16 protein-coding genes and 1 tRNA gene are annotated in these 21,832 nt (G+C 67.4%); 4 read left to right on the top strand and 13 right to left on the bottom strand.

Going from position 1 to position 21,832, the window contains the following annotated elements; genetic code table 11:
- Window positions 1-36 precede the first annotated feature (36 nt).
- Together acs and ACODRV_RS03480 are read right to left on the bottom strand one after the other, a co-directional pair.
- Complete coding sequence (acs, locus tag ACODRV_RS03475) at window positions 37-2,019, bottom strand: acetate--CoA ligase (protein WP_488907420.1); 1,983 nt, start codon at window positions 2,017-2,019, stop codon at window positions 37-39.
- Window positions 2,009-3,382, bottom strand: a complete 1,374-nt coding sequence (locus ACODRV_RS03480; RefSeq protein WP_488907421.1) for a DcaP family trimeric outer membrane transporter — start codon at window positions 3,380-3,382, stop codon at window positions 2,009-2,011. Before ACODRV_RS03480 ends, acs begins: the two co-directional genes overlap by 11 nt.
- A 168-nt stretch (window positions 3,383-3,550) precedes the next feature.
- On the opposite strand from ACODRV_RS03480, the gene ACODRV_RS03485 reads away from it, so the two are divergent.
- Complete coding sequence (locus tag ACODRV_RS03485) at window positions 3,551-4,168, top strand: response regulator (protein ID WP_488907422.1); 618 nt, start codon at window positions 3,551-3,553, stop codon at window positions 4,166-4,168.
- 3 nt (window positions 4,169-4,171) lie between these two features.
- On the opposite strand, the gene ACODRV_RS03490 is transcribed toward ACODRV_RS03485, so the two are convergent.
- The 9 genes from ACODRV_RS03490 to ACODRV_RS03530 all read right to left on the bottom strand — a co-directional run bounded on the left by ACODRV_RS03490 (window position 4,172) and on the right by ACODRV_RS03530 (window position 16,026).
- Window positions 4,172-7,561: a PAS domain-containing hybrid sensor histidine kinase/response regulator gene (locus ACODRV_RS03490; RefSeq protein WP_488907423.1), complete on the bottom strand. Its 3,390-nt coding sequence runs from the start codon at window positions 7,559-7,561 to the stop codon at window positions 4,172-4,174.
- 95 nt (window positions 7,562-7,656) lie between these two features.
- Entirely contained in the window at window positions 7,657-9,330 is a 1,674-nt protein-coding gene (locus tag ACODRV_RS03495; RefSeq protein ID WP_488907424.1) for an MFS transporter, read from the bottom strand.
- A 307-nt stretch (window positions 9,331-9,637) separates the two neighbouring features.
- Window positions 9,638-9,727 (bottom strand) — tRNA-Ser (locus ACODRV_RS03500).
- A gap of 87 nt (window positions 9,728-9,814) precedes the next feature.
- Entirely contained in the window at window positions 9,815-10,747 is a 933-nt protein-coding gene (locus ACODRV_RS03505) for an NUDIX hydrolase (protein ID WP_488907425.1), read from the bottom strand.
- 2 nt (window positions 10,748-10,749) lie between these two features.
- Window positions 10,750-11,343, bottom strand: coding sequence for a YfbR-like 5'-deoxynucleotidase (locus ACODRV_RS03510; RefSeq protein WP_488907450.1), 594 nt, complete (start codon window positions 11,341-11,343; stop codon window positions 10,750-10,752).
- Window positions 11,344-11,475: 132 nt separating this feature from the next.
- Entirely contained in the window at window positions 11,476-12,315 is an 840-nt protein-coding gene (locus ACODRV_RS03515; RefSeq protein ID WP_488907426.1) for a methyltransferase type 11, read from the bottom strand.
- A 192-nt stretch (window positions 12,316-12,507) separates the two neighbouring features.
- On the bottom strand, window positions 12,508-13,368 hold the full coding sequence (locus ACODRV_RS03520) for an AAA family ATPase (protein ID WP_141626226.1): 861 nt from the start codon (window positions 13,366-13,368) through the stop codon (window positions 12,508-12,510).
- Window positions 13,369-13,863: 495 nt separating this feature from the next.
- Entirely contained in the window at window positions 13,864-15,138 is a 1,275-nt protein-coding gene (locus ACODRV_RS03525) for a lytic murein transglycosylase (protein ID WP_488907427.1), read from the bottom strand.
- A gap of 471 nt (window positions 15,139-15,609) precedes the next feature.
- Window positions 15,610-16,026, bottom strand: coding sequence for a hypothetical protein (locus tag ACODRV_RS03530; RefSeq protein WP_141626228.1), 417 nt, complete (start codon window positions 16,024-16,026; stop codon window positions 15,610-15,612).
- 166 nt (window positions 16,027-16,192) lie between these two features.
- On the opposite strand from ACODRV_RS03530, the gene ykgO reads away from it, so the two are divergent.
- The 3 genes from ykgO to ACODRV_RS03545 all read left to right on the top strand — a co-directional run bounded on the left by ykgO (window position 16,193) and on the right by ACODRV_RS03545 (window position 17,236).
- On the top strand, window positions 16,193-16,318 hold the full coding sequence (gene ykgO / locus ACODRV_RS03535; protein WP_045655953.1) for a type B 50S ribosomal protein L36: 126 nt from the start codon (window positions 16,193-16,195) through the stop codon (window positions 16,316-16,318).
- Window positions 16,319-16,528: 210 nt separating this feature from the next.
- Window positions 16,529-16,804, top strand: coding sequence for a nucleoid-associated protein GapR (gene gapR, locus ACODRV_RS03540; RefSeq protein WP_141626229.1), 276 nt, complete (start codon window positions 16,529-16,531; stop codon window positions 16,802-16,804).
- Window positions 16,805-16,927: 123 nt separating this feature from the next.
- Window positions 16,928-17,236: a hypothetical protein gene (locus ACODRV_RS03545; RefSeq protein ID WP_488907428.1), complete on the top strand. Its 309-nt coding sequence runs from the start codon at window positions 16,928-16,930 to the stop codon at window positions 17,234-17,236.
- 93 nt (window positions 17,237-17,329) lie between these two features.
- Here ACODRV_RS03545 and ACODRV_RS03550 read toward each other — a convergent pair whose 3' ends face one another.
- Window positions 17,330-20,071: a TonB-dependent receptor gene (locus ACODRV_RS03550; RefSeq protein ID WP_488907429.1), complete on the bottom strand. Its 2,742-nt coding sequence runs from the start codon at window positions 20,069-20,071 to the stop codon at window positions 17,330-17,332.
- 205 nt (window positions 20,072-20,276) lie between these two features.
- Window positions 20,277-21,755: a sigma-54-dependent transcriptional regulator gene (locus tag ACODRV_RS03555; RefSeq protein ID WP_488907430.1), complete on the bottom strand. Its 1,479-nt coding sequence runs from the start codon at window positions 21,753-21,755 to the stop codon at window positions 20,277-20,279.
- Window positions 21,756-21,832 lie beyond the last annotated feature (77 nt).

Here is a 21,832-nt window from a genome sequence, read left to right on the forward strand (position 1 = left end):
ACTTCGCCCGGCGCTGACGCAGGCGCTGGGAGCGGTTTAAGCGGCCCCGGCCCTGTTCGTGACGAGGTCGTCGACGACGGAGGGGTCGGCGAGGGTTGAGGTGTCGCCCAGGGCGGTGATTTCGTTCTCGGCGATCTTGCGCAGGATGCGGCGCATGATCTTGCCGGATCGGGTCTTGGGCAGGCCGGGGGCCCACTGGATGACGTCGGGGGCGGCGATGGGGCCGATCTCGTGCCGGACCTGGGCGATCAGGGCGGCCTTCAGATCGTCGGTCGGCTCGACGCCCTTGTTCAGGGTGACGTAGGCGTAGATGCCCTGACCCTTGATGTCATGGGGGAAGCCGACGACGGCGGCCTCGGCCACGTCGTCGTGCAGGACCAGCGCGCTCTCGACCTCGGCGGTGCCCATCCGGTGGCCCGAGACGTTGATCACGTCATCGACCCGGCCGGTGATCCAGTAATAGCCATCCGCGTCGCGGCGGCAGCCGTCGCCGGTGAAATACTTGCCCGGATAGGTGCTGAAATAGGTGTCGAAGAAGCGCTGGTGGTCGCCATAAACCGTGCGCATCTGGCCCGGCCAGCTGTCGGTGATGACCAGATTGCCCTCGGCCGCCCCCTCCAGCACCCGCCCTTCGGCGTCCACCAGTTGCAGCTCGACGCCGGGCAGGGGTCTGGTCGCCGAGCCGGGCTTCAGGTCGGTCGCGCCGGGCAGGGGGGAGACCAGTATCCCCCCGGTCTCCGTCTGCCACCAGGTGTCCACGATCGGGCAGCGGCCCTCGCCGACCACCTCATGATACCAGCGCCAGGCCTCGGGATTGATCGGCTCGCCGACCGAGCCCAGCAGGCGCAGGGAGCTTCGGCTGGTCGCCTTCACCGGCCCGTCGCCCTCGCGCATCAGGGCCCTCAGCGCGGTGGGGGCGGTGTAGAAGATCTCCACCCGGTGCTTGTCCACCACCTGCCAGAAGCGGCTGTGGTCCGGATAGTGGGGCACGCCCTCGAACATCAGGGTCGTCGCGCCGTTGGCCAGCGGGCCATAGACGCAATAGCTGTGGCCGGTCACCCAGCCCACATCGGCGGTGCACCAGAAGACCTCGCCGGGGCGATAGTCGAACACCAGCTCGTGGGTCCATGACGCCCAGAACAGGTATCCGCCGGTGGTGTGCAGCACGCCCTTGGGCTTACCCGTAGAGCCCGAGGTGTAGAGGATGAACAGCGGATCCTCGGCGTTCATCGGCTCGCAGGGGCAGTCGGCGCTGACCGTCGCCTTCGCCTCATCATAGAGAATGTCGCGGCCCTCGAGGATCGGCACGTCGGCGCCGGTGTGCCGGATCACCAGCACCTTCTCGACCTTGGCCTCGGGCGCCACCTTCTCCAGCGCCGCATCGACATTGGCCTTCAGCGGGATGCGCTTGCCGCCGCGCACGCCCTCGTCGGTGGTGATGACGACCCTGGAGCCGCAGTCCTCAATCCGGCCCGCCAGACTGTCGGGCGAGAAACCGCCGAACACCACCGAATGCACCGCCCCGATGCGGGCGCAGGCCAGCATCGCAACAGCCGCGGCGGGGATCATCGGCAGATAAAGGGTCACCCGGTCGCCCTTCACCAAGCCCATGTCCTTCAGGACATTGGCCATGCGGCAGACCTCGGCGTGAAGCTCGCGATAGGTCAGTCGCCCGTCATCGGTCGGCTCATCGCCTTCCCAAATGATGGCGGTCTCGTCGCCGCGGTCGGCCAGATGCCGGTCCAGACAGTTCCAGGCGACGTTCAGCACCCCGTCGGCGAACCAGCGAATGCGGAAGTCCGCCTGGTCAAACGACACGTCCTTGATCTGCGTCGGCGCCCTCATCCAGTCCAACCGACGCGCCTGCTCCGCCCAGAACCCCTCCGGCGTCTCACGCGCCGAGACACGGGCGGTGGTGAGGGCGGCGCTGTTCATGTGGGCGCGCGCCGCCCAGGCCGGATCGACGGGGTAGGTTTCGGGATCACTCACGACGGACGCTTTCGGAAGACTAGAAGCCATATTTCGCAAACACCTGAAGACGGTTGAGTTCGCCCGAGGCGCCGGATTCCAGCTCACGCTCGCCGTACATCAGCTCGGCGCCGACATCGAAGGCGGGCAGGGGCGTCCAGATCAGGTTGGCGCGGATGCTCTGGGCGGACCGGTTGGCCAAGGCGCCGGTCAGCGAGGTGTCATTGTCCACGCTTTGGGCCGAATACGTCAGGTTCGACCGCCAGCGCGGCGACCAGACGTGACGATAGCTGGCGAAGCCCGCGACCACGCCGATGGGCTCCAGATCGCCTGAGGCGGTCAGCACCGCGTCATTGGAGAAGTTCAGGCCGATATAGCGCCCGATGCCCTCACCGCCGGACACCATGAGGCGCAGGTCGTCAGTCCCGCCGACCTTGATCCGGGCCGCTGCTGAAAGGCCCCAGCCGGTCGCGTCGGCATCGATCGCGCCGAGCCCGGTCGTTTCATATGTCAGCTGGCGGACGATACCCGCGACCGACGCCTCACCCCACGGGCGGGTCAGGGTGTAGCGGGCGGTGATGTCGGGCAGGCTGTTGTCATCGGCGACGATCCGCGCGCCGCCTCCGAACGGGGTCAGGGTCGTTTCGGGGTTTTCGATCGAGATCGAGAAGGGCCCCTTCGTGTACCGGACCTGAACCTGGCGGGCGAATACCGTGCCCTCGCTGGCCCCGATATAGTCGGCGGTGTCCGGCAGGACGCTGATATTCTGGAAGTTCGTCCATTCCTGACCGAACAGCCAGTTGTCGATGGTCACGAAGGCGCGGCGCAGGGCGAGGTTCGACGGGCTGGTCGTGCGCTGGTCGCCCGCTCCTGGCAGAACCTGGAAGTCCATCTCGATGCGGCTGCCGACCCGGTGGCCGCCGATCAGGCCCTCGGTCGTCAGCCAGAAGCGGGTCTGGCGCGCATTGAAGTCAGACGCGGGCCCTTCATCGAGACCGCCCACCGGGATCGAGCCGGGCAGGTAGAAGTCCCGCAAGGCGTCGCCGTTGGCGGGATCGCCGCCGCTGTAGTCGGACATGATATAGTCGGCCTTCACGAAGCCGCCGAAGCGGAGGGTGTTGTTGCCGATCCGGAAGCCGTCGGCAGGAGCCGCGGGCGCGGGCGCGGGCGCGGGCGGCGCGGCGGCGGCGCGTTGCTCGATCCGCTGGATGTCCTGCGCCACCGCCTGCTGCTGAACGGCCTGTTCCGCCCGGGAAGCCTGAACGGCTGTCTTCAGCTCATTAAGCTGGGCTTCCAGCTGGGCGATGCGGGCTTCGAGGCCGGCGACGTCCTGGCTCTGGGCCTGGGCGAGGCCCGGCGCGCAAAACAGGGCGAGAGCCGCGCAGCCGGCGAGCAGTGCGGGTTTCAATGTCATGGCGTCCTCCCGGGCTCATCTGCTGCGAGCCTCCTGAACGCCACCATCCGGCGGCCCCTTGTCGGGAACCATTAGCCATTGGTCTACTTTCGACCAAAGTCGAGGGGTGGCAGTGTAGCGCATGGACACGTGGCGTCAGACTGCGGCCGGGACCTGGGAGGATACGATTTGGACCGCATCGTAATCGCCGATGACCATCCTCTTTTCCGGGGCGCCCTGGGATCCGCGCTGGCGCGCGCGGCGCCCGATGCCGCGCTTCACGAGACGGCCAGTCTGGCCGGAGCGAGGGAGGCTCTGGGCGCAGGACCGGTCGACCTGTTGCTGCTGGATCTGAAGCTGTCCGACAGCGAAGGGTTCGCCGGGCTGGCGGAGCTCCGCAGAGACTTTCCCGCCGTGCCGGTGACGGTTGTTTCGGCCAGTGAGGATGGCGCGACCGTTCGCCGGGCCCTTGCGTTCGGGGCGGCCGGCTTCATTCCCAAATCCGCGACCCTGCCCGAGATGGTCGAGGCGTTGACAGCCATACTCGCCGGTGACGGCTGGTGTCCTCCGCTTGATGACGAGGATGAAGGCGAGCCGATGGAGGCGCGTATCGCCACCCTGACGCCGTCGCAGCTGAAGATCCTCATCGGCCTGCAACAGGGGCGGCTGAACAAGCAGATCGCCTTCGATCTCGGCGTGACCGAAGCGACCATCAAGGCGCACCTGACCAGCGTGTTCCGCAAGCTTGGCGTCCACAACCGGACCCAGGCGGTGATCGCGGCCCAGGCCCTTTCTCTGGACGTCTGAACGCTAGCGCCGACGGCTGGACAGGAAGGCTTTCAGGGCGGCGGGCTTGACCGGCTTCGATAGAAGGACGGCTCCGGCCGCCGTGACACGGGCTGAAAGGCCCTCCTCGGCGTCGGCGGTGATCAGGGCGATCTGTGCGAGACCGAGCTCGCGCAACGCCTGAATGACCGACAGGCCGTCGGGACCTTGTCCGAGATGCAGATCGATGAGAGCGGCGTCGAAATCAGACGTTCGGGCCACATCAAGCGCAGCCGCGGCGTCGGAGACCGCGACCGGCGTGGCCCCCCATCGTCCCAGCAGGGCGACCAGGCCCTCCAGAATGGCGGGTTCGTTATCGACACAGAGGACCTTCAGGCCCGCCAGCGGGGCAGCGGTCAGGGTCGGTGCGCGCGCTGTGTCGGGCCGGCTGATGATCGGCGCCGCCACCGGCGCCGAGACCGTGAAGGTCGATCCGCGCCCCACTTCCGACCGTAGCGTCAGCGGATGATCCAGCAGGCTGGCGACCCGGCGGACGATGGCGAGGCCGAGGCCGACCCCGGCTTCATCCCCGCCTCGTCCCGGCAGTCGTGTGAACTCGGCGAAGACGGCTTCCTGCTGATCGGGCGCAATGCCGCGTCCGGTATCATGAACCTCCAGCTTCAGGTGGCTCGCGCCAACCCGGCGCGCGCCGATCAGGACGCCGCCCTTATCGGTGTAGCGGATCGCATTGCCGACCAGGTTCTGTAGCAACGACCGCAGCAGGTCGCGGTCGGACGCCACCCACAATCGGGACGGAACGATCCGGAGCTTGAGCCCCTTGGCGGTGGCCAAAGGCGTGAACTCCCGTCTCAGGTCCGCGAACAGCGCTTCAATCGACAGGGCGCCGACCGCCGGGCGGACGCCGCCCGTTTCCAGCCGCGAGAGATTCAGCAGGGCTTTGAGCAGTCCATGCGCGCTCTCGATGGAGCGGTCGGCGTTCTCGGCGAGGTCGCGCGCTGCGCCGTCGCCGCCTTCGTCCTTCAGAGCCGCGATGAACAGCCGGGCGGCATGCAGGGGCTGAAGCAGGTCATGGCTCGCCGCCGCGAGGAACCGAGTTTTGGAGGCGACAGCGTCTTCCGCCGTTTGCCTCGCCTCATTCAGACGTTCGGTGCGGTCCGCGACCCGGGCCTCCAGCTGTTCGTTGGCTTCCTCCAGCGCCTGTGCCGCCCGGCGCAGTTCGGTGATGTCGGTGTAGGAGGTGACGTAGCCGCCGCCGGGCATGGCCGCGCCGGTTGACTTCAGGATCCGGCCGTTCGGCTGGACCCTTTCATGGTCATGAGGCGCGCGGCGGCGAAGGGCGTCCAGACGCCGTTCGATCCAGCTTTCCATATCCGCCACGCTGACCTCGCCGCGCTCGGCGTTCAGGCGATAGACGGCGGCGACCGGCTGCCCGACGTGAACAAAGCCCGATGGCAGATCGAACAGCTCGATATAGCGGGCGTTCCAAGCGATCAGGCGCAGGTCCTCATCTACCACGCTGACGCCCTGATCGATGTTGTCGAGGGTGGCTTGCAGGAGTTCGCGGTTGAACTGGACGGCCTGCGAGGCCTCGTCGAGCATCCGCACCACGTCTTCGGGCGCGCGGCCTCCTCCGGCGAGGGCCGCCGAGATGACCCGGCGGGCGGATGAGGCGCCGACCGCGCCGGCCAGCATCCGCTCGGCGGCGCGGGCGAGGCCGGCGTCGGCGGGATCGGCGTCCTTGAGAGACTGACCGGCCTCGCGGGCGAAGGCGGCGAACGATCGTTCGGCTCCGGCGTCGCCGACGAAGCGGGCGACGAGGGTTTTGAGATCGCCCACGGAGGCGCCCGACGGGACTGTGCTGCGCTCGTGCCAGTCTGGGCTGACCCGATCCACGAAGGCCCGGGCCTGAACCCGGTCGATCAGGCGGGGGCGGGCGGCCCGGGACACCAGAATGTAGCAGGCGAGGTTCGCCCCGAGGCTGAGGAAGACACCCAACGGCAAGGGATCGGCGAGCTGCAGCAGGTTCAGTTCCGCCGCGCCCAGCGCCGCCGCGATCTGGGGCATGGCCAGCAGGGCCAGCCAGATCGACGAGCCCACCGCTATCCCGGCGATGGCGCCTTTGGCGTGACCGCCTCGCCAGAGCACGGCCCCGAACAGGGCCGGGGCCAATTGTGCGAGGGCGGCGAAAGAGGTCAGGCCGATAGAGGCCAGGCCGCTGGATCGGTCGGTCGCCTGGAAATAGAGCCAGGCGAGGAACAGGATCACGCAGATAACGATGCGGCGAACCTGCAGGATGGCGCCGGCCATGTCCGAGGCGTCCTCGCGGGCGCGCCAGCGGTCGCGTGCCAGCAAGGGCAGGATCAGGCTGTTGGACGCCATGGCGGACAGGGCGACGCTCTCGACGATGACCATTGCGGTCGCCGCAGAGAAGCCTCCAACGAACACCACCGCCGTCAGGATCTGCGCGTCCTGCTGGAAGGGCAGGGCCAGCACGAACAGGTCCGGGTCGCCGATGTCGGCGAACAGGCCGCCGGCGGCGAGCAGGGGGACCACCGCGACCGAGGTGATGAGCAGATAGATCGGAAAGACCCACCGGGCACGCCGGATATGGCTGGCGTCCGCGGCCTCCACAAAGCCGACGTGGAACTGGCGCGGCAGGCAGAAGATGGCGAGGGTCGCCAGCAGGGTGATGGCGATGAAGCGGCTGTCGATCACCGGCGCGGAGGCCAGTTGGCCCATGGCGGAGAGCGCGGCCTTCGGCTCGGGCGAACCCAGGAGGAGCATGACGGCGAAGATCGCCACGGCGACGAGCGCGGCCAGTTTGACGATCGATTCCAGCGCGATGGCCTGGATCAGGCCGCGATTATGCTCTGTCAGGTCAGGACGTCTGGCCCCGAACAGGATGGTGAAGCCTGCCAGAACCACGGCGATCACGCTGACGGTCAGTTGTTCGGAGCCCGCCACGACTGTGCCCGCGGTGAGCAACTGCCAGGCCATCGAGAGCGATTTGAGCTGGAGCGCGATGTACGGCACGGACCCGACGATGGCGACGCAGGCGACCAGTGCGCCCAGGGTCTGGCTCTTGCCGTATCGGGAGGAGATGAAGTCGGCGATGGAGCCGATGTTCTCGCGCCGCGCGGCGGCGGTGATCCGCCTCCAGATGGGGAACAGGACGACGACCCCGACCATGGGGCCCAGATAGATCGGCAGATACTCCCAGCCGTTGCGTGCGGCGGTGCCGACCGCGCCGTAGTAGGTCCAGGACGTACAATAGATCGCCAGGCTGAGCGCATAGGCCCAAGGGCCGAACCGGCGTCCCGGAGTGGACGGACCACGCCGCTCGCTGCGCCAGGCGATGGCGAACAGCACCGCCATATAGGCCGCGACCAGCGTCAGGATGATGAGGGCGTACATCGCGGTTATCTAGACAGTCTCTCGGGGGCTCCGCCAAGAAAAAGGCGGGCCGATCCGCAGATCGACCCGCCCTTCGGCTCGGGGAGGAGCGTGGGTCAGGCGTTCAGGTCGACGTCCTTGCCTTCCTTGACCAGCAGGAAGCCCAGAACGACCGTCCCCAGTGCGACGATGATGGGATACCAGAGGCCGGAGTAGATGTTGCCCGTGGCCGCCACGATGGCGAAGGCCGTCGTGGGCAGGAAGCCGCCGAACCAGCCGTTGCCGATGTGATAAGGCAGTGACATCGAGGTGTAGCGGATGTTGGTCGGGAACATCTCAACCAGGGCGGCGGCGATCGGGCCGTAGACCATGGTCACGTAGAAGCCGAGGATGAACAGAATGGCCACGACCATCGGCTTGTTCACCAGGGCGCTGTCAGCCTTGGCGGGATAGCCTGCGGCGGTCAGGGCCTCGCCCAGGCCCTTGTCCCAGGCCTTCTTGGCGTCGGCGAACTCGGCGGCGGGCATTTGCTCGCCCCGGAAGCTCTGGATGACGGCCTGATCGCCGATACGAACCTCGGCCACCGTTCCGGCCGGAGCCTCGACATTGGTGTAGGTCACGCCGGCCTTGGCCAGATAGGACTTGGCCAGATCGCACGAGTGGTTGAACACCGTCTTGCCGACCGGATCGAACTGGACGTTACAGTCGGCCGGATCCGCATAAATGGTCACCGGCGCCTCGGCGGTCGCGGCGGCCAGACGGGGGTTGGCCGCCTCAGTCAGCGCGTTGAACAGCGGGAAATAGGTGATCGCAGCGATCAGGCAGCCCGCGAGGATGATCGGCTTGCGGCCCACCTTGTCCGACAGCCAGCCCCAGAAGATGAAGAAGGGCGAGGCGGCCAGCAGCGCGATGGTCAGCATGATGTAGACCAGGGTGGCGTCGACCTTCAGCACCCGCTCAAGGAAGAACAGGGCGTAGAACTGGCCCGTGTACCAGATCACGGCCTGACCGGCGGTGAGGCCCAGCAGGGCGATGAGCACCAGCTTCAGGTTCGGCCACTTGCCGAAGGAGTCCTTCAGCGGGGTCTTGGAGCCCTTGCCTTCAGCCTTCATGCGTTTGAACGACGGGCTCTCTGACAGCTTCAGGCGGATCCACAGGGACACGCCCAGCAACAGGATCGAGACCAGGAAGGGAATGCGCCAGCCCCAGGCGGTGAAGGCTTCCTCGCCCACGGCGAAGCGAACGCCGAGGATGACGACCAGGCTGAGCACCAGACCGGCCGTGGCCGTGATCTGGATGAAGGAGGTGTAGAAGCCGCGCTTGCCCTTGGGGGCGTGCTCGGCGACGTAGGTGGCCGCGCCGCCGTACTCGCCGCCCAGCGCGAGCCCCTGGATCAGGCGCATCAGCACCAGAACGATCGGAGCGGCGATGCCGATGGCGGCATAGGGGGGCAGCAGACCGACCACGAAGGTCGACAGTCCCATCAGCAGCATGGTGATCAGGAAGGTGTTCTTGCGACCCCAGAGATCGCCCAGACGTCCGAAGACAACCGCGCCGAACGGGCGGACGGCGAAGCCTGCCGCGAAAGCCATCAGGGCGAAGATGTAGCCGGTCGTCTCGTTCACGCCCGAGAAGAACTGGGCCGTGATGATCGCGGCCAGCGAGCCGTACAGGTAGAAATCGTACCACTCGATAACGGTGCCGACGGAGGAGGCCAGGATGACGAGCTTGTCGTTCTTGTCGACCTCGTGCTCCGTCTCCACCGGCGCGCCGATGGTGTTGTCAGTCATGCGTTTGCCTCCCAGCGGGGTCGTTATCGACCGTTGTGACGCCGTCAGACGACGCCCATTGCCGACAGGGTGACATCGGGGATCGCCCGGCGTGAGAGCGACTTTGGTCGAAGGGCGACAAGGTATCGCCACGCGCTTGGGGAAGACCCGCGCGGAGCGTGTCGTCGGGGCTTCGGCCCGCCATCTGCTTCAGCGACGCGTCGCCCTGACGGCGCGCTCCCGGGAAGCGCGCAGCGGAACGCGCGGAGCCGCCCCGACCCGCGGGACTTGTTGGGGGTTAGATGTTCGGTTTCAGGGACAGGGCCGGTGGCGGAGAGGGGGGGATTCGAACCCCCGGTACGCTTTCACGCACGCCGCATTTCGAGTGCGGTACATTCAACCACTCTGCCACCTCTCCGCGGGGCCGAACGTTCATTGGTCGAACGAGAGCGGCTTCTCTAATGGGGGAGGCCGTGCGCCGCAAGCGGGGATTTCAGGAAAATCGTCAGCGTAGGGCGGGAAGCGGCAGGCCGAGCGCCTCGCCGGTCGAAAGGTCGCCGGCGGAGACCCGGAAAAGCTCGGCCGGGCGGCCTCCGGTGGCGACGGACATCAGGCCCGTGGCCTCGACCAGGCCGGTGCGTTCGACGCCGCGACGGAAGTTCTGCTTGTGCACGGAGAGGCCCGCGACGGCCTCCGCGGCGGCCTGCAGGCCGGACAGGGTGAAGGTCTCCGGCATCAGGTCGAACAGGACCGGACGGTACTTCAGCTTGCTGCGCAGACGGCCCAGTCCGGTGGCGAGGATGCGTCGGTGGTCGGAGACCATGAGCTGGCCCGGTGCGCCGGCGGGCAGGGGCTTGTCCTGATCGCGAGCGGCCTCGGCGACCAGACCGGCCTCGTAGAGCAGCTCGTAGCGTTCAAGAACCTGACCCTCGTTCCAGCGCTGGCCGGGGGCGGCGGCGAACAGGGCATCGATCCGGCCCACCCGGCGCGGGTCATCGGCGGCCCAGTCGCGCAGGCCTTCGACAAGGCGGGACAGGCAGGCGGCGGCGCCGTCGCGGCGATCCTCCCAAGGGAAGATGTCGAGCACGGGCTTCCAGCGGGCGCCGGCGAGGGCGGGGTCGGCGGCGTCGGCGGTCAGGGCCAGATAGCCGACCGAGACCTCGCGATGATGCTCGGGCCCCTGCGTGGCGCGGGGGCTGGCCCGACCGAGGTCGCCGAAGGTGTAGAGCTGTTCGACGAAGCCGAGGCGGAAGCCGGTCTGGGCGGTCACGAAGTCGCGCAGGGCGATCTCGAAGGTCCGGTCGCGGGCCGGGTCGAAGGGGCCGAAGGGCAGGGCGGCGGCGCCGTCATCGCCGGTCGTGGTCAGGACGCAGGCCTTGCCGTCCCGAAGCGCGATGACCACGGCCGAAAGGCCGATGCGAACCCCCTGTTCGCCCATGGCTATTCGGTGTGCCAGGCGTCAGGGGCCGAGATAAGACCGACGGCCTCGGCCAGGACGCGGTAGCGCTCGAGATAGCGCTGCTGGGCGACCGGGGCGGGCAGGGGCTCGATGATCAGGTCATAGCCCGCCGGCGGGGCGCCGAAGATCTGCAGGCTCTCGGTCTTGTTGAAGCCGGCCAGCTGGGTGGCCTCGAAAAAGGCGCAGGCGCGGTCGGCCTTCTTGATCAGGGTCTTGATCGCGACCGGGTTCTTGGGTGGCAGGCCGAAGCGGACGTGGATGGCGCTCTCCAGCCGGGCCTCGAAGGCCTTGTAGTTGACGCCGAGCGCGGCCTTGAAGGGCGAGATCATGTCGCCGATCACATACTCCGAGGCGTCATGGAGCAGGGCGGCGAGGCGCCATTTGGGCTCCAGCCCCGGCTTGATGTAGGCGGCGATCTCCTCGACCACGCAGGAGTGCTGGGCGACGGAGAAGGCGTGCTCGCCGATCGTCTGGCCGTTCCAGCGGGCGACGCGGGCCAGGCCGTGGGCGATGTCCTCGATCTCGATGTCGAACGGCGACGGGTCGAGCAGGTCCAGTCGACGGCCGGACAGCATCCGCTGCCAGGCGCGGGGCGCTTTCGACGAGGAACGGGGTGCGGAAGCCAAGGCGTTATCCAGTTTCAATCGGCTGGATGTGGTGGAGCATCAGGCCGCTCTGATCAAGGGCGGCGGGGCGTCATCCCCGGCTTATTCGCCGACGTTCAGGGTCACGAGGTCCTTGGCATCCTCAAAGACGCGGCCGCCGTTGCGGTCGCGCGAGCGGACGGTGGCGACGACCAGAGGACCGCCGACGGGGCCCCGGGCTTCGTAGCCCACCCGGCGCCAGCCCTCGGCCGAGGCGCGGTTGTCGCTGAGCACCCAGCTGGCCCGGGTGGCGTCGCCGGACGCCACGGCGCGGACCTCGGCGGCGTTGTCGCGAGCGCGGACGCTGACGTTGTCGCCGTCCTCACCGCCCGAGCCCTCGATGTCGACGGTGTCGCCGTTGTCGCTGGCGTCGATGTGCAGGCCGCCGATGCGGACGCTGGCCTGATCGCCCCTGGTCTCGATCTGGACGCCCGGCAGGTTGACGCTGGCGTCCTCGCCCTCGGCGCGGATGTCCACGCCCGGCGCGCGGACCGTGGCCCGTTCGCCCGAGGCGTCGCGGCCGGCGTCGACCGTGGCGACGGCTTCGCCGGAGGCGCGGTTCAGGCCGGCGACCGCCAGCGGCAGGGAGGCGGACAGACGGTCCTCAAAGCCCTTGAGCACCTGCGGCGGGGTCTTGCCGTCCAGGGGGACGAGCTGGAGTGTCACCTCGGCGCCCTTGGGGCCGACATAGGTGCAGACCCGGCCCTCGTTCGTCGCCGAGCCCTTGCGGGTCAGCGAACCCAGGGTCTGCGGACATTGCAGGGCCTGGACGACATTCAGCACGCCCTTGGCGTCGTTGTCCTCGGTGCGGGTCGAGGTGATGTGCACGCCGCGTTCGTCGCAGGCCGCGGTGAGGGCGGCGACGGCGAAGACGGCGGGAATGATGACGGAACGCAGCGGCATGGTCCTGATCCTCAACTCACGGCCATCCTGCGCTCGGCAGGGGATGAATCCAGTGAAATCGCGGTAACCGGCGTGACCGAACCCGACCGGGCGTGTGGCGGCGTCATGAAGCGGAACTGTTTCGTCATCGATCCCCCCGGACCCTTGTCGACCAGACTGCACATGTTCGGCGGCGGCGTCACCCCGGAAGGGTCAGCTGCCCGGACGGCCGCCTTCGCGGCGGTTCAGGAAGGCGAGACGCTCGAACAGGTGCACGTCCTGCTCGTTCTTCAGCAGGGCGCCGTGGAGCGGCGGAATCAGCTTGTTGGGCGTCTTCTCGCGCAGGGTTTCGGCGTCGATGTCCTCGACCAGCAGCAGCTTGAGCCAGTCCAGAAGCTCCGAGGTCGAGGGCTTCTTCTTCAGGCCCGGCGTGTCGCGGATTTCGTAGAAGGTCTTGAGCGCCTCGGAGACGAGACGGCCCTTGATGCCGGGGAAGTGGACCTCGACGATGTCCTTCATCGTCTCGGCGTCCGGGAAGCGGATGTAGTGGAAGAAGCAGCGGCGCAGGAAGGCGTCGGGCAGCTCCTTCTCGTTGTTCGAGGTGATGACCACGACCGGGCGGATTTCGGCGCGGATCGTCTCGTCGATCTCCTGAACGTAGAACTCCATGCGGTCGAGTTCCTGCAGCAGGTCGTTGGGGAACTCGATGTCGGCCTTGTCGATCTCGTCGATCAGCAGGACGGGGCGGACGGGGGAGGTGAAGGCCTCCCACAGCTTGCCCTTCTTCAGATAGTTGCGGACGTCGTGGACCCGCTCGTCGCCCAGCTGGCTGTCGCGCAGGCGGCTGACGGCGTCGTATTCGTACAGGCCGTTGTGGGCCTTGGTGGTCGATTTGACGTGCCAAGTGATGAGCGGCGCGTTCAGGGCGCGGGCCATCTCGTAGGCCAGAACCGTCTTGCCGGTGCCGGGCTCACCCTTGATCAGCAGGGGACGCTCCAGCGCGACGGCGGCGTTGACCGCGATCTTGAGGTCGTCGGTGGCGATGTAGTTCGACGTGCCTTCAAAGCGGGACATGGCAGCTCCTGCGTAGTGTTTGAAAACGCCTAGCGAAGGCGGGAGCGGTTAACAACGATCATGTGGGGGAGGGAACACCGGAACCCTGTCCTCCCGAGGGATTCGGCGAAAAGTGCACTCAGAAAAAATGGAGTGCACATCGTGCACTTTTTCCCGTGAGGCGGGGGATGGGGTGCGGGGCTCAACGCCGGGGGAGGGCGTCGGGGCGCAAGGCCGGGATCGGGCGCGAGGCGCCGCGATGAGATTTCGTGTGTGGCGGAGTCAGCGTGCGCTCAACCCGGAAGGAGCATTGCGGACCGCGATGTCAAAGACCGGGGCGCAGTCTGACATGCCGATGCGTCAGATTTGGTCGTAGGGCTCTTGTCATCCCGGTCGAAGCGAAGCGGAGAGCCGGGACGGTGTGACAGTGTGGCCTGATCTCCCCTCCCCCTCGAGGGGAGGGCTTTGCAGAGAACAGATGCGCTCAAGCCCTCTCCCATCGGAAGAGGTCCAGGCCTACCCGCCCCGGCGGATCAGTTCGTCGGCCAGATCGGCGGTCAGGTAGCCGTCCGCGAGCCGTCCGTTGGCGATCTGCCAGCGGCGCAGGGCGGCGCGGGTGTTGGCGCCGATGACGCCGTCGACGCCCCGGGTGTCGTAGCCGAGGTTGGTAAGGGCCTGCTGCGCGCCGATGCGCTGTTCCCGCGACAGCGGGGCGTCGTTCGGCCAGGCCTTGCTGAGCGCGGGCTTGCCCTGGATGCCGTCGGCGGTCATGCCGATGGCGAGGGCGTAGCTGACCGAGTTGTTGTAGGCGCGGATCACATAGTGGTTCGGCAGGGCCAGGAAGGCCGGGCCGCGCGCGCCTTGCGGCAGCAGGATGGCGGCTTCCTCGGCCGCTTCGGCGGCGTTGGGCTGGCCGCCGCCCGGCAGGGTGACGCCCTTCGCGGCCCAGTAGCGCCAGTTGTGTTTCGGCCCCTCGGCCTCGGCGTAGTCGAAGCCGGCGGGCAGGGTGACTTCGTAACCCCAGGTCTGGCCGCGCTTCCAGCCGGCTTGTGCCAGCAGGTTGGCGGCGGAGGCGAGCGCGTCGGCGTCATCACCCCAGATATCGACGATGCCGTCGTTGTCCTGATCGACGCCCAGACGCAGATAGTTGTCCGGCATGAACTGGGTCTGGCCCATGGCGCCGGCCCAACTGCCCTTCAGACCCGCGCGGGCGCGACGGCCGTCGACCACGATGTCGAGCGCGTGCTTCAGCTGGCCCTCGGCCCAGTCGCGGCGGCGGCCGTCAAACGCCAAGGTCGCCAGCGAGCGGATGACGTCCTGATTGCCCTGCACCTGACCGAAGGAGGACTCCTGGGCCCAGATGCCGACGAGGATTTCCGAGGGGACCCCGTAACGCTGCACCACGTCCCACGGCACGCGGTCGATCCGCTGGCGCGCCTGGGCGATGCGGGTGGGGGTGACGGCGTTCTGGACATAGGCGCCGGCGGGGCGGCTGAACTCGGGCTGGTTGCGATCCAGCCGGATGACGGAGGCGTCCGGGGTCAGTCCGGCCAGTTCACGCTCGTACTGCGCACGGCGCACGCCGCCGTGACGGGCCAGGAAGCCCTGTTTCCAGCCCTCGAACCCGGCCTGATCCACGACAGGCGCGGCAGGCTGTTCCGGCGTCGGCGCGGGGGCGGGCGCGGGCTGTTCGGCGGGCGCGGGCGTCGGCGTGACCGGCGGCGCTTCGGGCAGCATGGGCGCGCAGGCGGCGACGGTTCCCAAAAGGAGGAGGCGGAGGCTGATACGCATGATCAAGAGTCTAGTGTCCCCACGAGCGACGCCCTCATAACAAGTGCGCGAGTCGCCGCTTTCGCCATAAAGCGCCCGGATGGAGAAAGCGTTGCCGTGTCCTTCCCCATTCAGCGTCATTAACCGTTTTTCTTTTTGGTATGGTGACCGTGGCGGGCTTAGGAAACGCTGTCCTCTGATACGGCCTGGTGGCGGAGGGGCTACGCGGCGGAGGTGCAACTCCGCAGACCCTCCGTTCAACTCGGAGGCCAGGCCTCCAGCGCAGAGCGATGGTCATTCTTTGGAAGGGCGCTATCGCTCGCCGCGCGGCGGCTCGCTGCTTGAGCGCGGATTGCGCATTTCAGTGTCAGTGCGTGGGGGCGAGATGTCCGGGCAACGACATCTTCGACGCCGGTGCAGCGGGGTCGGGAATGCAGACGTCGGCTCAGCTGAATTTTCGCTATCGTGCGTTTTCCGGTCGTCCCGTCTGTCTCAACGGGGCAGGCCGTCGAGTTTGGCGGCGCCGAAAGTCAAAAGGCCGCCGACGAGCAGGAGGACCACAGCGGCGGCCGAGGCCCAGATCGTGTCTGACCTTTCAGCCACCCACCGGAAGGCGAGTACGGTCAGGGCAAGGGTCAGGCCGCCGAAGTAGGCATACCGAATCCAGATCGAACGATAGAGACCGAACAGGCAGACGCCGACGATGAGCAGGCCGATCAGGATTGCGGGAAGGGGGTGCCAGTTCTGGCCGTCAATCAGGGCCGCCCCGGCCTTCCACGCCAACCAAAGGATGGGGGTGAAAGGGGCGACGAGAAACAGCATGGCGCCGAGAGCTTCGCTGTCGGCTTCCTGCTGGGTTTTCACGGTTCCGAGGTGGTTGCCGTTCTTGTCGTAGAGATTGTTGGCCATGGGGGTCCTTCCGGGACGGAGGAGATGACGCAATCGGCGTTCCGTCAATCGGGCGAGCCGTTGCGAGAAGTCCGGTTGACCTCTCCACGACTCCTCTCTATACGCACCGCTCCGCCGCAGGTCCGCCCGCGGCTTTTCTGTTTTGATTTGCCCAGGACGTACGACCATGAAGGTCCGTAGCTCGCTCAAGTCGCTGAAGACCCGCCACCGCGACTGCAAGGTCGTGCGCCGCAAGGGCAAGGTGTACGTGATCAACAAGACCGACCCGCGCTTCAAAGCGAAGCAAGGCTAAGAACGCTTTTTGCGCTAACGCAGGCGACGCGGTCGCCTGTAGTTCCAGTGCGAAGACCGGGTTATCGAAAGGGCTGCGGATTTCGTCCGCAGCCTTTTTCGCGTCCGACGTTGAGTCGCGCGCGGGGACGTGGTTAGCACCCGGATCAAGTGCGCTCCCCGCCGCCTTCGGGCGAGGCGAGGGCCGGTTCCCCTTCTACGGAGTTCTCCCATGGCCGATGACGCCACCTTCGACTCGTCGCCCGACGTCCTGACCGCCACCGCCCAGGGCCGCCTGCGCTCGATCATCGAGCGTCTGGAGCGTCTGGAAGAGGACAAGCAGGCCGTCATGACCGACATGAAGGAGGTCTTCGCCGAGGCCAAGGGCGAGGGTTATGACGTCAAGGTGCTGCGCAAGGTCATCCGCATCCGCAAGCAGGACAAGGCCAAGCGTCAGGAAGAGGAAGCGATCCTGGACCTGTATCTGTCGGCTCTCGGCGAGGTCTGACTTTTGAGGGATTAGGGGGCTAGGGATTAGGGATTAGGCGGATCGCGGGTCGCTTTGGCGTCAGCGGAACGCTCACCCTACTAATCCCTAGTCCCTAGCCCCCAATCCCTTCCGAGACCGGCGATGAAGCGGAAACCCCCGCCCAGCCCCTTTGAAGCCCAGCGCAAGGCCGCGCAGCGGGCGGCGCTGAACGCCCTGAAACGCGCCCGCCGCTCGGCAGAGCAGGCGGGCGTTTCGCTGTCTGAATGGGAGGGTGAGTTCCTGGACTCGGTCTCGGAGCGGGTGAAGACCCACGGCCGCGCCTTCGGCGACCCCGAACTGGGCGCGCCCGGTCAGGCCCTGTCAGCCATGCAGGGCCGCAAGTTGAAGGAGATCACCGCCAAGGCCAAGGGCGAGGAGCCGAAGCGGCGGTGGGGGAATAAGGGGGATTAGGGAGTAGGGATTAGGGATTAGCCAGATCAGTCCGGTACTGACGCCGGAGCGACCCGCAAGCCACCTAATCCCTAGTCCCCAATCCCTAATCCCTCAGAAGATGATCTTGCGCAGCGTCAGGCTGATCACCCGGCCTTGCGGGTCCAGGTAGTCCGACTGGTAGTTCAGCGGCAGGTCGCCGGTGGAGGTCGAGACCTCCGGGCGGCTGTCGAACAGGTTCTGGATGCCGAACTGGATGCGCGTACCCTTCAGGATCGGGTATTTGGCGACCCATTCGGTGCGCTGGTTCAGGTCCATGAACAGGTTCAGGTTCACCGTCGTCCGGTCGGCGAAGGTGATGTCCGGACCCGTGCCGCCGTTGACGGTGGTGCCCTCGCGCCAGGTGGCGAACATGAAGCCGCCGAAGCCGTTGCGGAAGACGCCCGACATCAGCTGGAACTCGTTACGCGGGCTGCCGCCGTTGGCCGAGGTCGCGCCGCCGTCCAGCATGTCGATGATCGGCAGGCCGTCAGCGATGGTGATCTCGTCCTGCAGACGCACGGTGTGGAACAGCGAGATGTTCCAGCGACCCTGACCGGGCTGCATGGCCGGACCGCGGCCACGACCGCCGCCGCCGCCCATGCGGACTTCCATGCGCGGACCGCCGCCGCCACCGCCGCCGCCGCCTTCAACGCGGAAGGTGCCGCCGCCGCCGGGCGGACGCGGGCCGCCGGGCATGCCGGGCAGGGGCGTCTGGCTGGCCGCCGCGTTCGGGGTGCCGAAGGCGCGCGAGTAGTTGACGCCGGTGCGGATGTCCTGACGCTCGTACTTGTCGAAATTCAGCGGGCGGGCATCGATGGACAGCAGGTTGCCGTCGCCGTCGCGGACGAAGCGGCCCGGCAGGGCGGCCTCGAGATCCGGGGTGATGGTCGGGAAGGCGGCCAGATAGTCGTCGGTGCGGCTGTAGGTCCAGGTGGACTGGATCGACAGGTCCTGACCGTTGATCGGACGCCAGGTGCCGCCCACGCGCCAGACGTGGCGGTTGTCGGACTCGAGGTTGGGGTTGCCGCCGGTGATCTGGGTGACCAGCACGGTCTGGCCGGTGGCGAAGTCGAACACCGGCACATTCAGGTTCGAGATGACCGGATCGTTCAGCTGGCTGATGCTGGGCGCGCCCTGTTCGTCGGCGTAGCTGACGAGGAAGGACAGGGGCTCGATCGGCGACCAGTTCATACCGATGTTGAAGCTGGACAGGCCGCCGAAGTCGGACAGGTCCTCGTAGCCGACGGTGGCGTTGACCGACAGGTCGCCCAGCATCGGCAGGGTTCCGGTGCGGCGGCTGGCGATCGGGAAGTTGAAGGTGCCCTGACCGTTGAAACGGTCGCGTGACTGCGAACGGTCGGTCGTGACGCCCAGACGGGTGCTGGTCGAATCCAGCGAGCGGGTGTCGGCGCCGAATTTGAAGGTCGAGGAGATGCTGCCGGCGGGCAGGTCATAGATGTCGCCGTTCAGCACGACTTCGGCGCTGAGCAGTTCCGAGACCGAGTTGGCGGTGTCGTTCGGCGTGCGGGTGAAGTCCGACGGGTTCAGCGCGGCGAACGGGTTGGCCGTGGGATCGTCGGCGTCCAGACGCGACTGGAACAGGGCCGAGGTATAGCCTCGGCCGGTGGTGGTGTCGGTCTCGGTGCGCTCGTAGCTGCCGGTGGCGGTCCAGCGCCAGTCGTCGCCGATGAAGCCGTCCGCCACGACGCCCAGCTTGCCGGCGAGGGAGTCGGTCTGACGGCGCAGGGAGGCGGCGTCGTCGATGTAGCGGTGCACCAGCACGTCGTCCGAGAAGGGCGAGAAGCTGTTGGTCTCCGGCAGGTTCAGGCTGACGCCTGGCAGGCCGTTGAAGCTGCGGCTGGAATTGTCGTCCAGGCTGCCGCTGATGGTCAGCTGGGTGGTGCTGTTCAGGTCGCGCTTGATGGTGCCGCGAACGGTGGAGCGCTCGCTTTCCGACAGCAGGGTGCGATAGGCGCCCAGGTCGTCGGTGCGGATGCCGTCGGCGGCAGCGGCGATGAAGTCGGCCAGGGTCGGGGTGGTGGTCCCGCCGGGAACGGGCGAGGTGGTGGACGTGCCCAGCGCCGGGTCGATCGGATCGCCGAACGGGCTGCTGGTGACGTTGCCGATCAGGTCATAGGGCGTCGAGCCCGGGTCGCGGACGATGTCGCGCTCGGATTCGAACAGCGGGGTCGAACGTTCGTACTCGGCGTCCATGGACCAGCGGTTCGAGCCGCTGATGCGCAGGACGTTGCCCTCGATCTCGGTGGTGGTGCGGCCGCCCTGGCTGGGCCCGCGGGCGGTCAGTTCGCCGGTGTACGAGTTGAAATTGGCCTTCAGGACGAAGTTCACGACGCGCTGCTCGGCGCGGTAGCCGAACTGCAGGGCGACCTGTTCGGGCAGGATTTCCGTGCGCTCAATGGCCTCGGTCGGGATGCCCTGGATTTCCTGGAAGCCCGAGATGCGGCGGCCGTTGACGAGGAAGACCGGCTGCAGGTCGGTGCGACCGCTGGAACTGCGGGTCAGCGGCTCCAGATAGGTCATCAGCTCAGCGATGTTCGACGCGCCGTAGGCCTGGATCTGGCTGGCGTCGAGGGTGACGTCGGCCGGGATGTCCGTATCAACGCTGCCGCGCGGACGGGAGCCGGACACCGACACCGTGCCGAGGTCGTAGGCGCTGTCGTCCGCATCGTCCGCGGTCGTGGTCGGGGTGGTCGCCGGAGCCGGTTGTTGCTGCGGGGGCGTCTGGGGCGGGGGCGGCGCGGTTTGAATCACGCCGGCCATCAGGCCGGACAACGCAGTGGTCACAAGCAGCATACGAAAAGCCTCGGGGGAGGTGATGAAGACAGAGCAGCAAACGTGCGACGCGCGTGTTTCCGTCGCATTTCAGCGATGAAACCAAAAGTTGCCGGTCGAGCCGCGTTCTCTGTCTTTTGCGGGCGTCGGGTGCGCAGGCCAATGAACTTTCGTTCAGACTTGGGACTTCCCGAAGGCGTTGCCGATATGCAGCACTGTCCGGCGGTCAGCCCGCGTCCTTCAGCGCCCCTTCCAGCCCCTGTTCACGCACCTTGCGGTAGAGGGTCGAGCGGCCGATGCCGAGGCGGCGGGCGATCTCTGACATATGGCCTGCATAGACCTCGATGGCGTGCTGGATCAGGTCCCGTTCGATCTCCTCCAGCGTCCGCAGGTGGCCCCGGTCATCGAGGATGCGGATCGGGGTGTCCGGCAGGGGCGGCAGGTCGATGTCGGAGAGATGGGATTGCGGGTTGTCCAGCAACCCCTCCGTCTCGTCGCTGTCGCGCCGATCCACCTCCCCCAAGGGGGAGGAAATGCCCGAGATGGCGGGGAAGTCGTGCGGCTGAAGGAAGGGGGCGTCGGCCAGGATGATGGCGCGATAGACCGCGTTCTCCAGCTGGCGGACATTGCCGGGCCAGTCAAAGGCGCTGAGCAGGGCGGCGGTGGCGGGAGAGACGCCCGCGACGCGCTTGCCTTCCTCGACATTGAAGCGGGCGATGAAGTGGTCGATCAGGGCCGGAATGTCCTCGCGACGCTCACGCAGGGCCGGGGCCTCGATGGGGAAGACGTTCAGGCGATAGAACAGGTCCTCGCGGAAACGACCGTCGCGCACCTGTTCGGCCAGATCGCGGTTGGTCGCCGAGACGATGCGGACATCGACCTTCACCGGGCGCTTGGAGCCGACCGGGTCGATCTCGCCCTCCTGAAGGGCGCGCAGCAACTTGACCTGCATGTCCAGCGGCAGTTCGCCGATCTCGTCCAGGAAAAGGGTGCCGCCCGACGCCTCGGCGAACTTGCCCAGATGCTTGTCGGTGGCGCCGGTGAAGCTGCCCTTCTCGTGGCCGAACAGGATCGACTCGACGAGGTTGGCGGGCAGGGCGCCGCAGTTCACGGCCACGAAGGGCTTGCCGCTGCGGTCGCTGGCGCCGTGCAGGGCGCGGGCGATGACTTCCTTGCCGACGCCGCTTTCGCCGGTGATCAGGACCGGAATGCCGGATCGGGCGGCGCGAGCCCCCAGCGACTTGACCATGCGCATCGGCGGGCTGTCGCCGACCAGATCATCGAAGGAGGTGCGGCCGCCGTGGTGCTTCTTCAGGCGGCCGACTTCTGCGGTCAACTGGGTCAGCTGCAGGGCGTTGCGGACACCGACCAGAAGGCGTTCGGCGGAAACGGGTTTGACGAAGAAGTCCTGCGCGCCGGCCTGCATGGCCTTCACGACGGCATCGACGCCGCCGTTGGCGGTCAGGACGATGACCGGGGTGGTCACGCCCGCGGTGCGGATTTCGGCCAGGGCCTCCATGCCGCTCATGCCCGGCATGACCATGTCCAGCAGAACGACGTCGGCCCCGCCGCCCCTGGTCAGGCGGTCGATGGCCTGACCGCCGCCCTCGGCATGGACGACCATATAACCCTCGCGCTCCAGCACGGCCTGAGCGAGGCGGCGCTGGGTCGGATCATCGTCCACGACAAGTACGGTCTTCGCCATGCGAACGGCCCCTGTTCCATCACGTCCCGGCCGGCTCTCAATGGTGGAGCTGGCTCATTCCGGGACGTTTTAGCCGC

Source organism: Brevundimonas sp. FG8, from assembly GCF_057808845.1.

What these genes read in the sequence shown, in the direction of transcription:
- ACODRV_RS03550 (WP_488907429.1), bottom strand. Translation starts at nt 20,071, where the DNA reads ATGCTGCTTGTGACCACTGCGTTGTCCGGCCTGATGGCCGGCGTGATT.
- ACODRV_RS03490 (WP_488907423.1), bottom strand. Translation starts at nt 7,561, where the DNA reads ATGTACGCCCTCATCATCCTGACGCTGGTCGCGGCCTATATGGCGGTG.
- ACODRV_RS03555 (WP_488907430.1), bottom strand. Translation starts at nt 21,755, where the DNA reads ATGGCGAAGACCGTACTTGTCGTGGACGATGATCCGACCCAGCGCCGC.
- acs (WP_488907420.1), bottom strand. Translation starts at nt 2,019, where the DNA reads ATGGCTTCTAGTCTTCCGAAAGCGTCCGTCGTGAGTGATCCCGAAACC.
- ACODRV_RS03545 (WP_488907428.1), top strand. Translation starts at nt 16,928, where the DNA reads ATGAAGCGGAAACCCCCGCCCAGCCCCTTTGAAGCCCAGCGCAAGGCC.
- gapR (WP_141626229.1), top strand. Translation starts at nt 16,529, where the DNA reads ATGGCCGATGACGCCACCTTCGACTCGTCGCCCGACGTCCTGACCGCC.
- ACODRV_RS03480 (WP_488907421.1), bottom strand. Translation starts at nt 3,382, where the DNA reads ATGACATTGAAACCCGCACTGCTCGCCGGCTGCGCGGCTCTCGCCCTG.
- ACODRV_RS03525 (WP_488907427.1), bottom strand. Translation starts at nt 15,138, where the DNA reads ATGCGTATCAGCCTCCGCCTCCTCCTTTTGGGAACCGTCGCCGCCTGC.
- ykgO (WP_045655953.1), top strand. Translation starts at nt 16,193, where the DNA reads ATGAAGGTCCGTAGCTCGCTCAAGTCGCTGAAGACCCGCCACCGCGAC.
- ACODRV_RS03495 (WP_488907424.1), bottom strand. Translation starts at nt 9,330, where the DNA reads ATGACTGACAACACCATCGGCGCGCCGGTGGAGACGGAGCACGAGGTC.
- ACODRV_RS03505 (WP_488907425.1), bottom strand. Translation starts at nt 10,747, where the DNA reads ATGGGCGAACAGGGGGTTCGCATCGGCCTTTCGGCCGTGGTCATCGCG.
- ACODRV_RS03530 (WP_141626228.1), bottom strand. Translation starts at nt 16,026, where the DNA reads ATGGCCAACAATCTCTACGACAAGAACGGCAACCACCTCGGAACCGTG.
- ACODRV_RS03515 (WP_488907426.1), bottom strand. Translation starts at nt 12,315, where the DNA reads ATGCCGCTGCGTTCCGTCATCATTCCCGCCGTCTTCGCCGTCGCCGCC.
- ACODRV_RS03510 (WP_488907450.1), bottom strand. Translation starts at nt 11,343, where the DNA reads ATGCTGTCCGGCCGTCGACTGGACCTGCTCGACCCGTCGCCGTTCGAC.
- ACODRV_RS03520 (WP_141626226.1), bottom strand. Translation starts at nt 13,368, where the DNA reads ATGTCCCGCTTTGAAGGCACGTCGAACTACATCGCCACCGACGACCTC.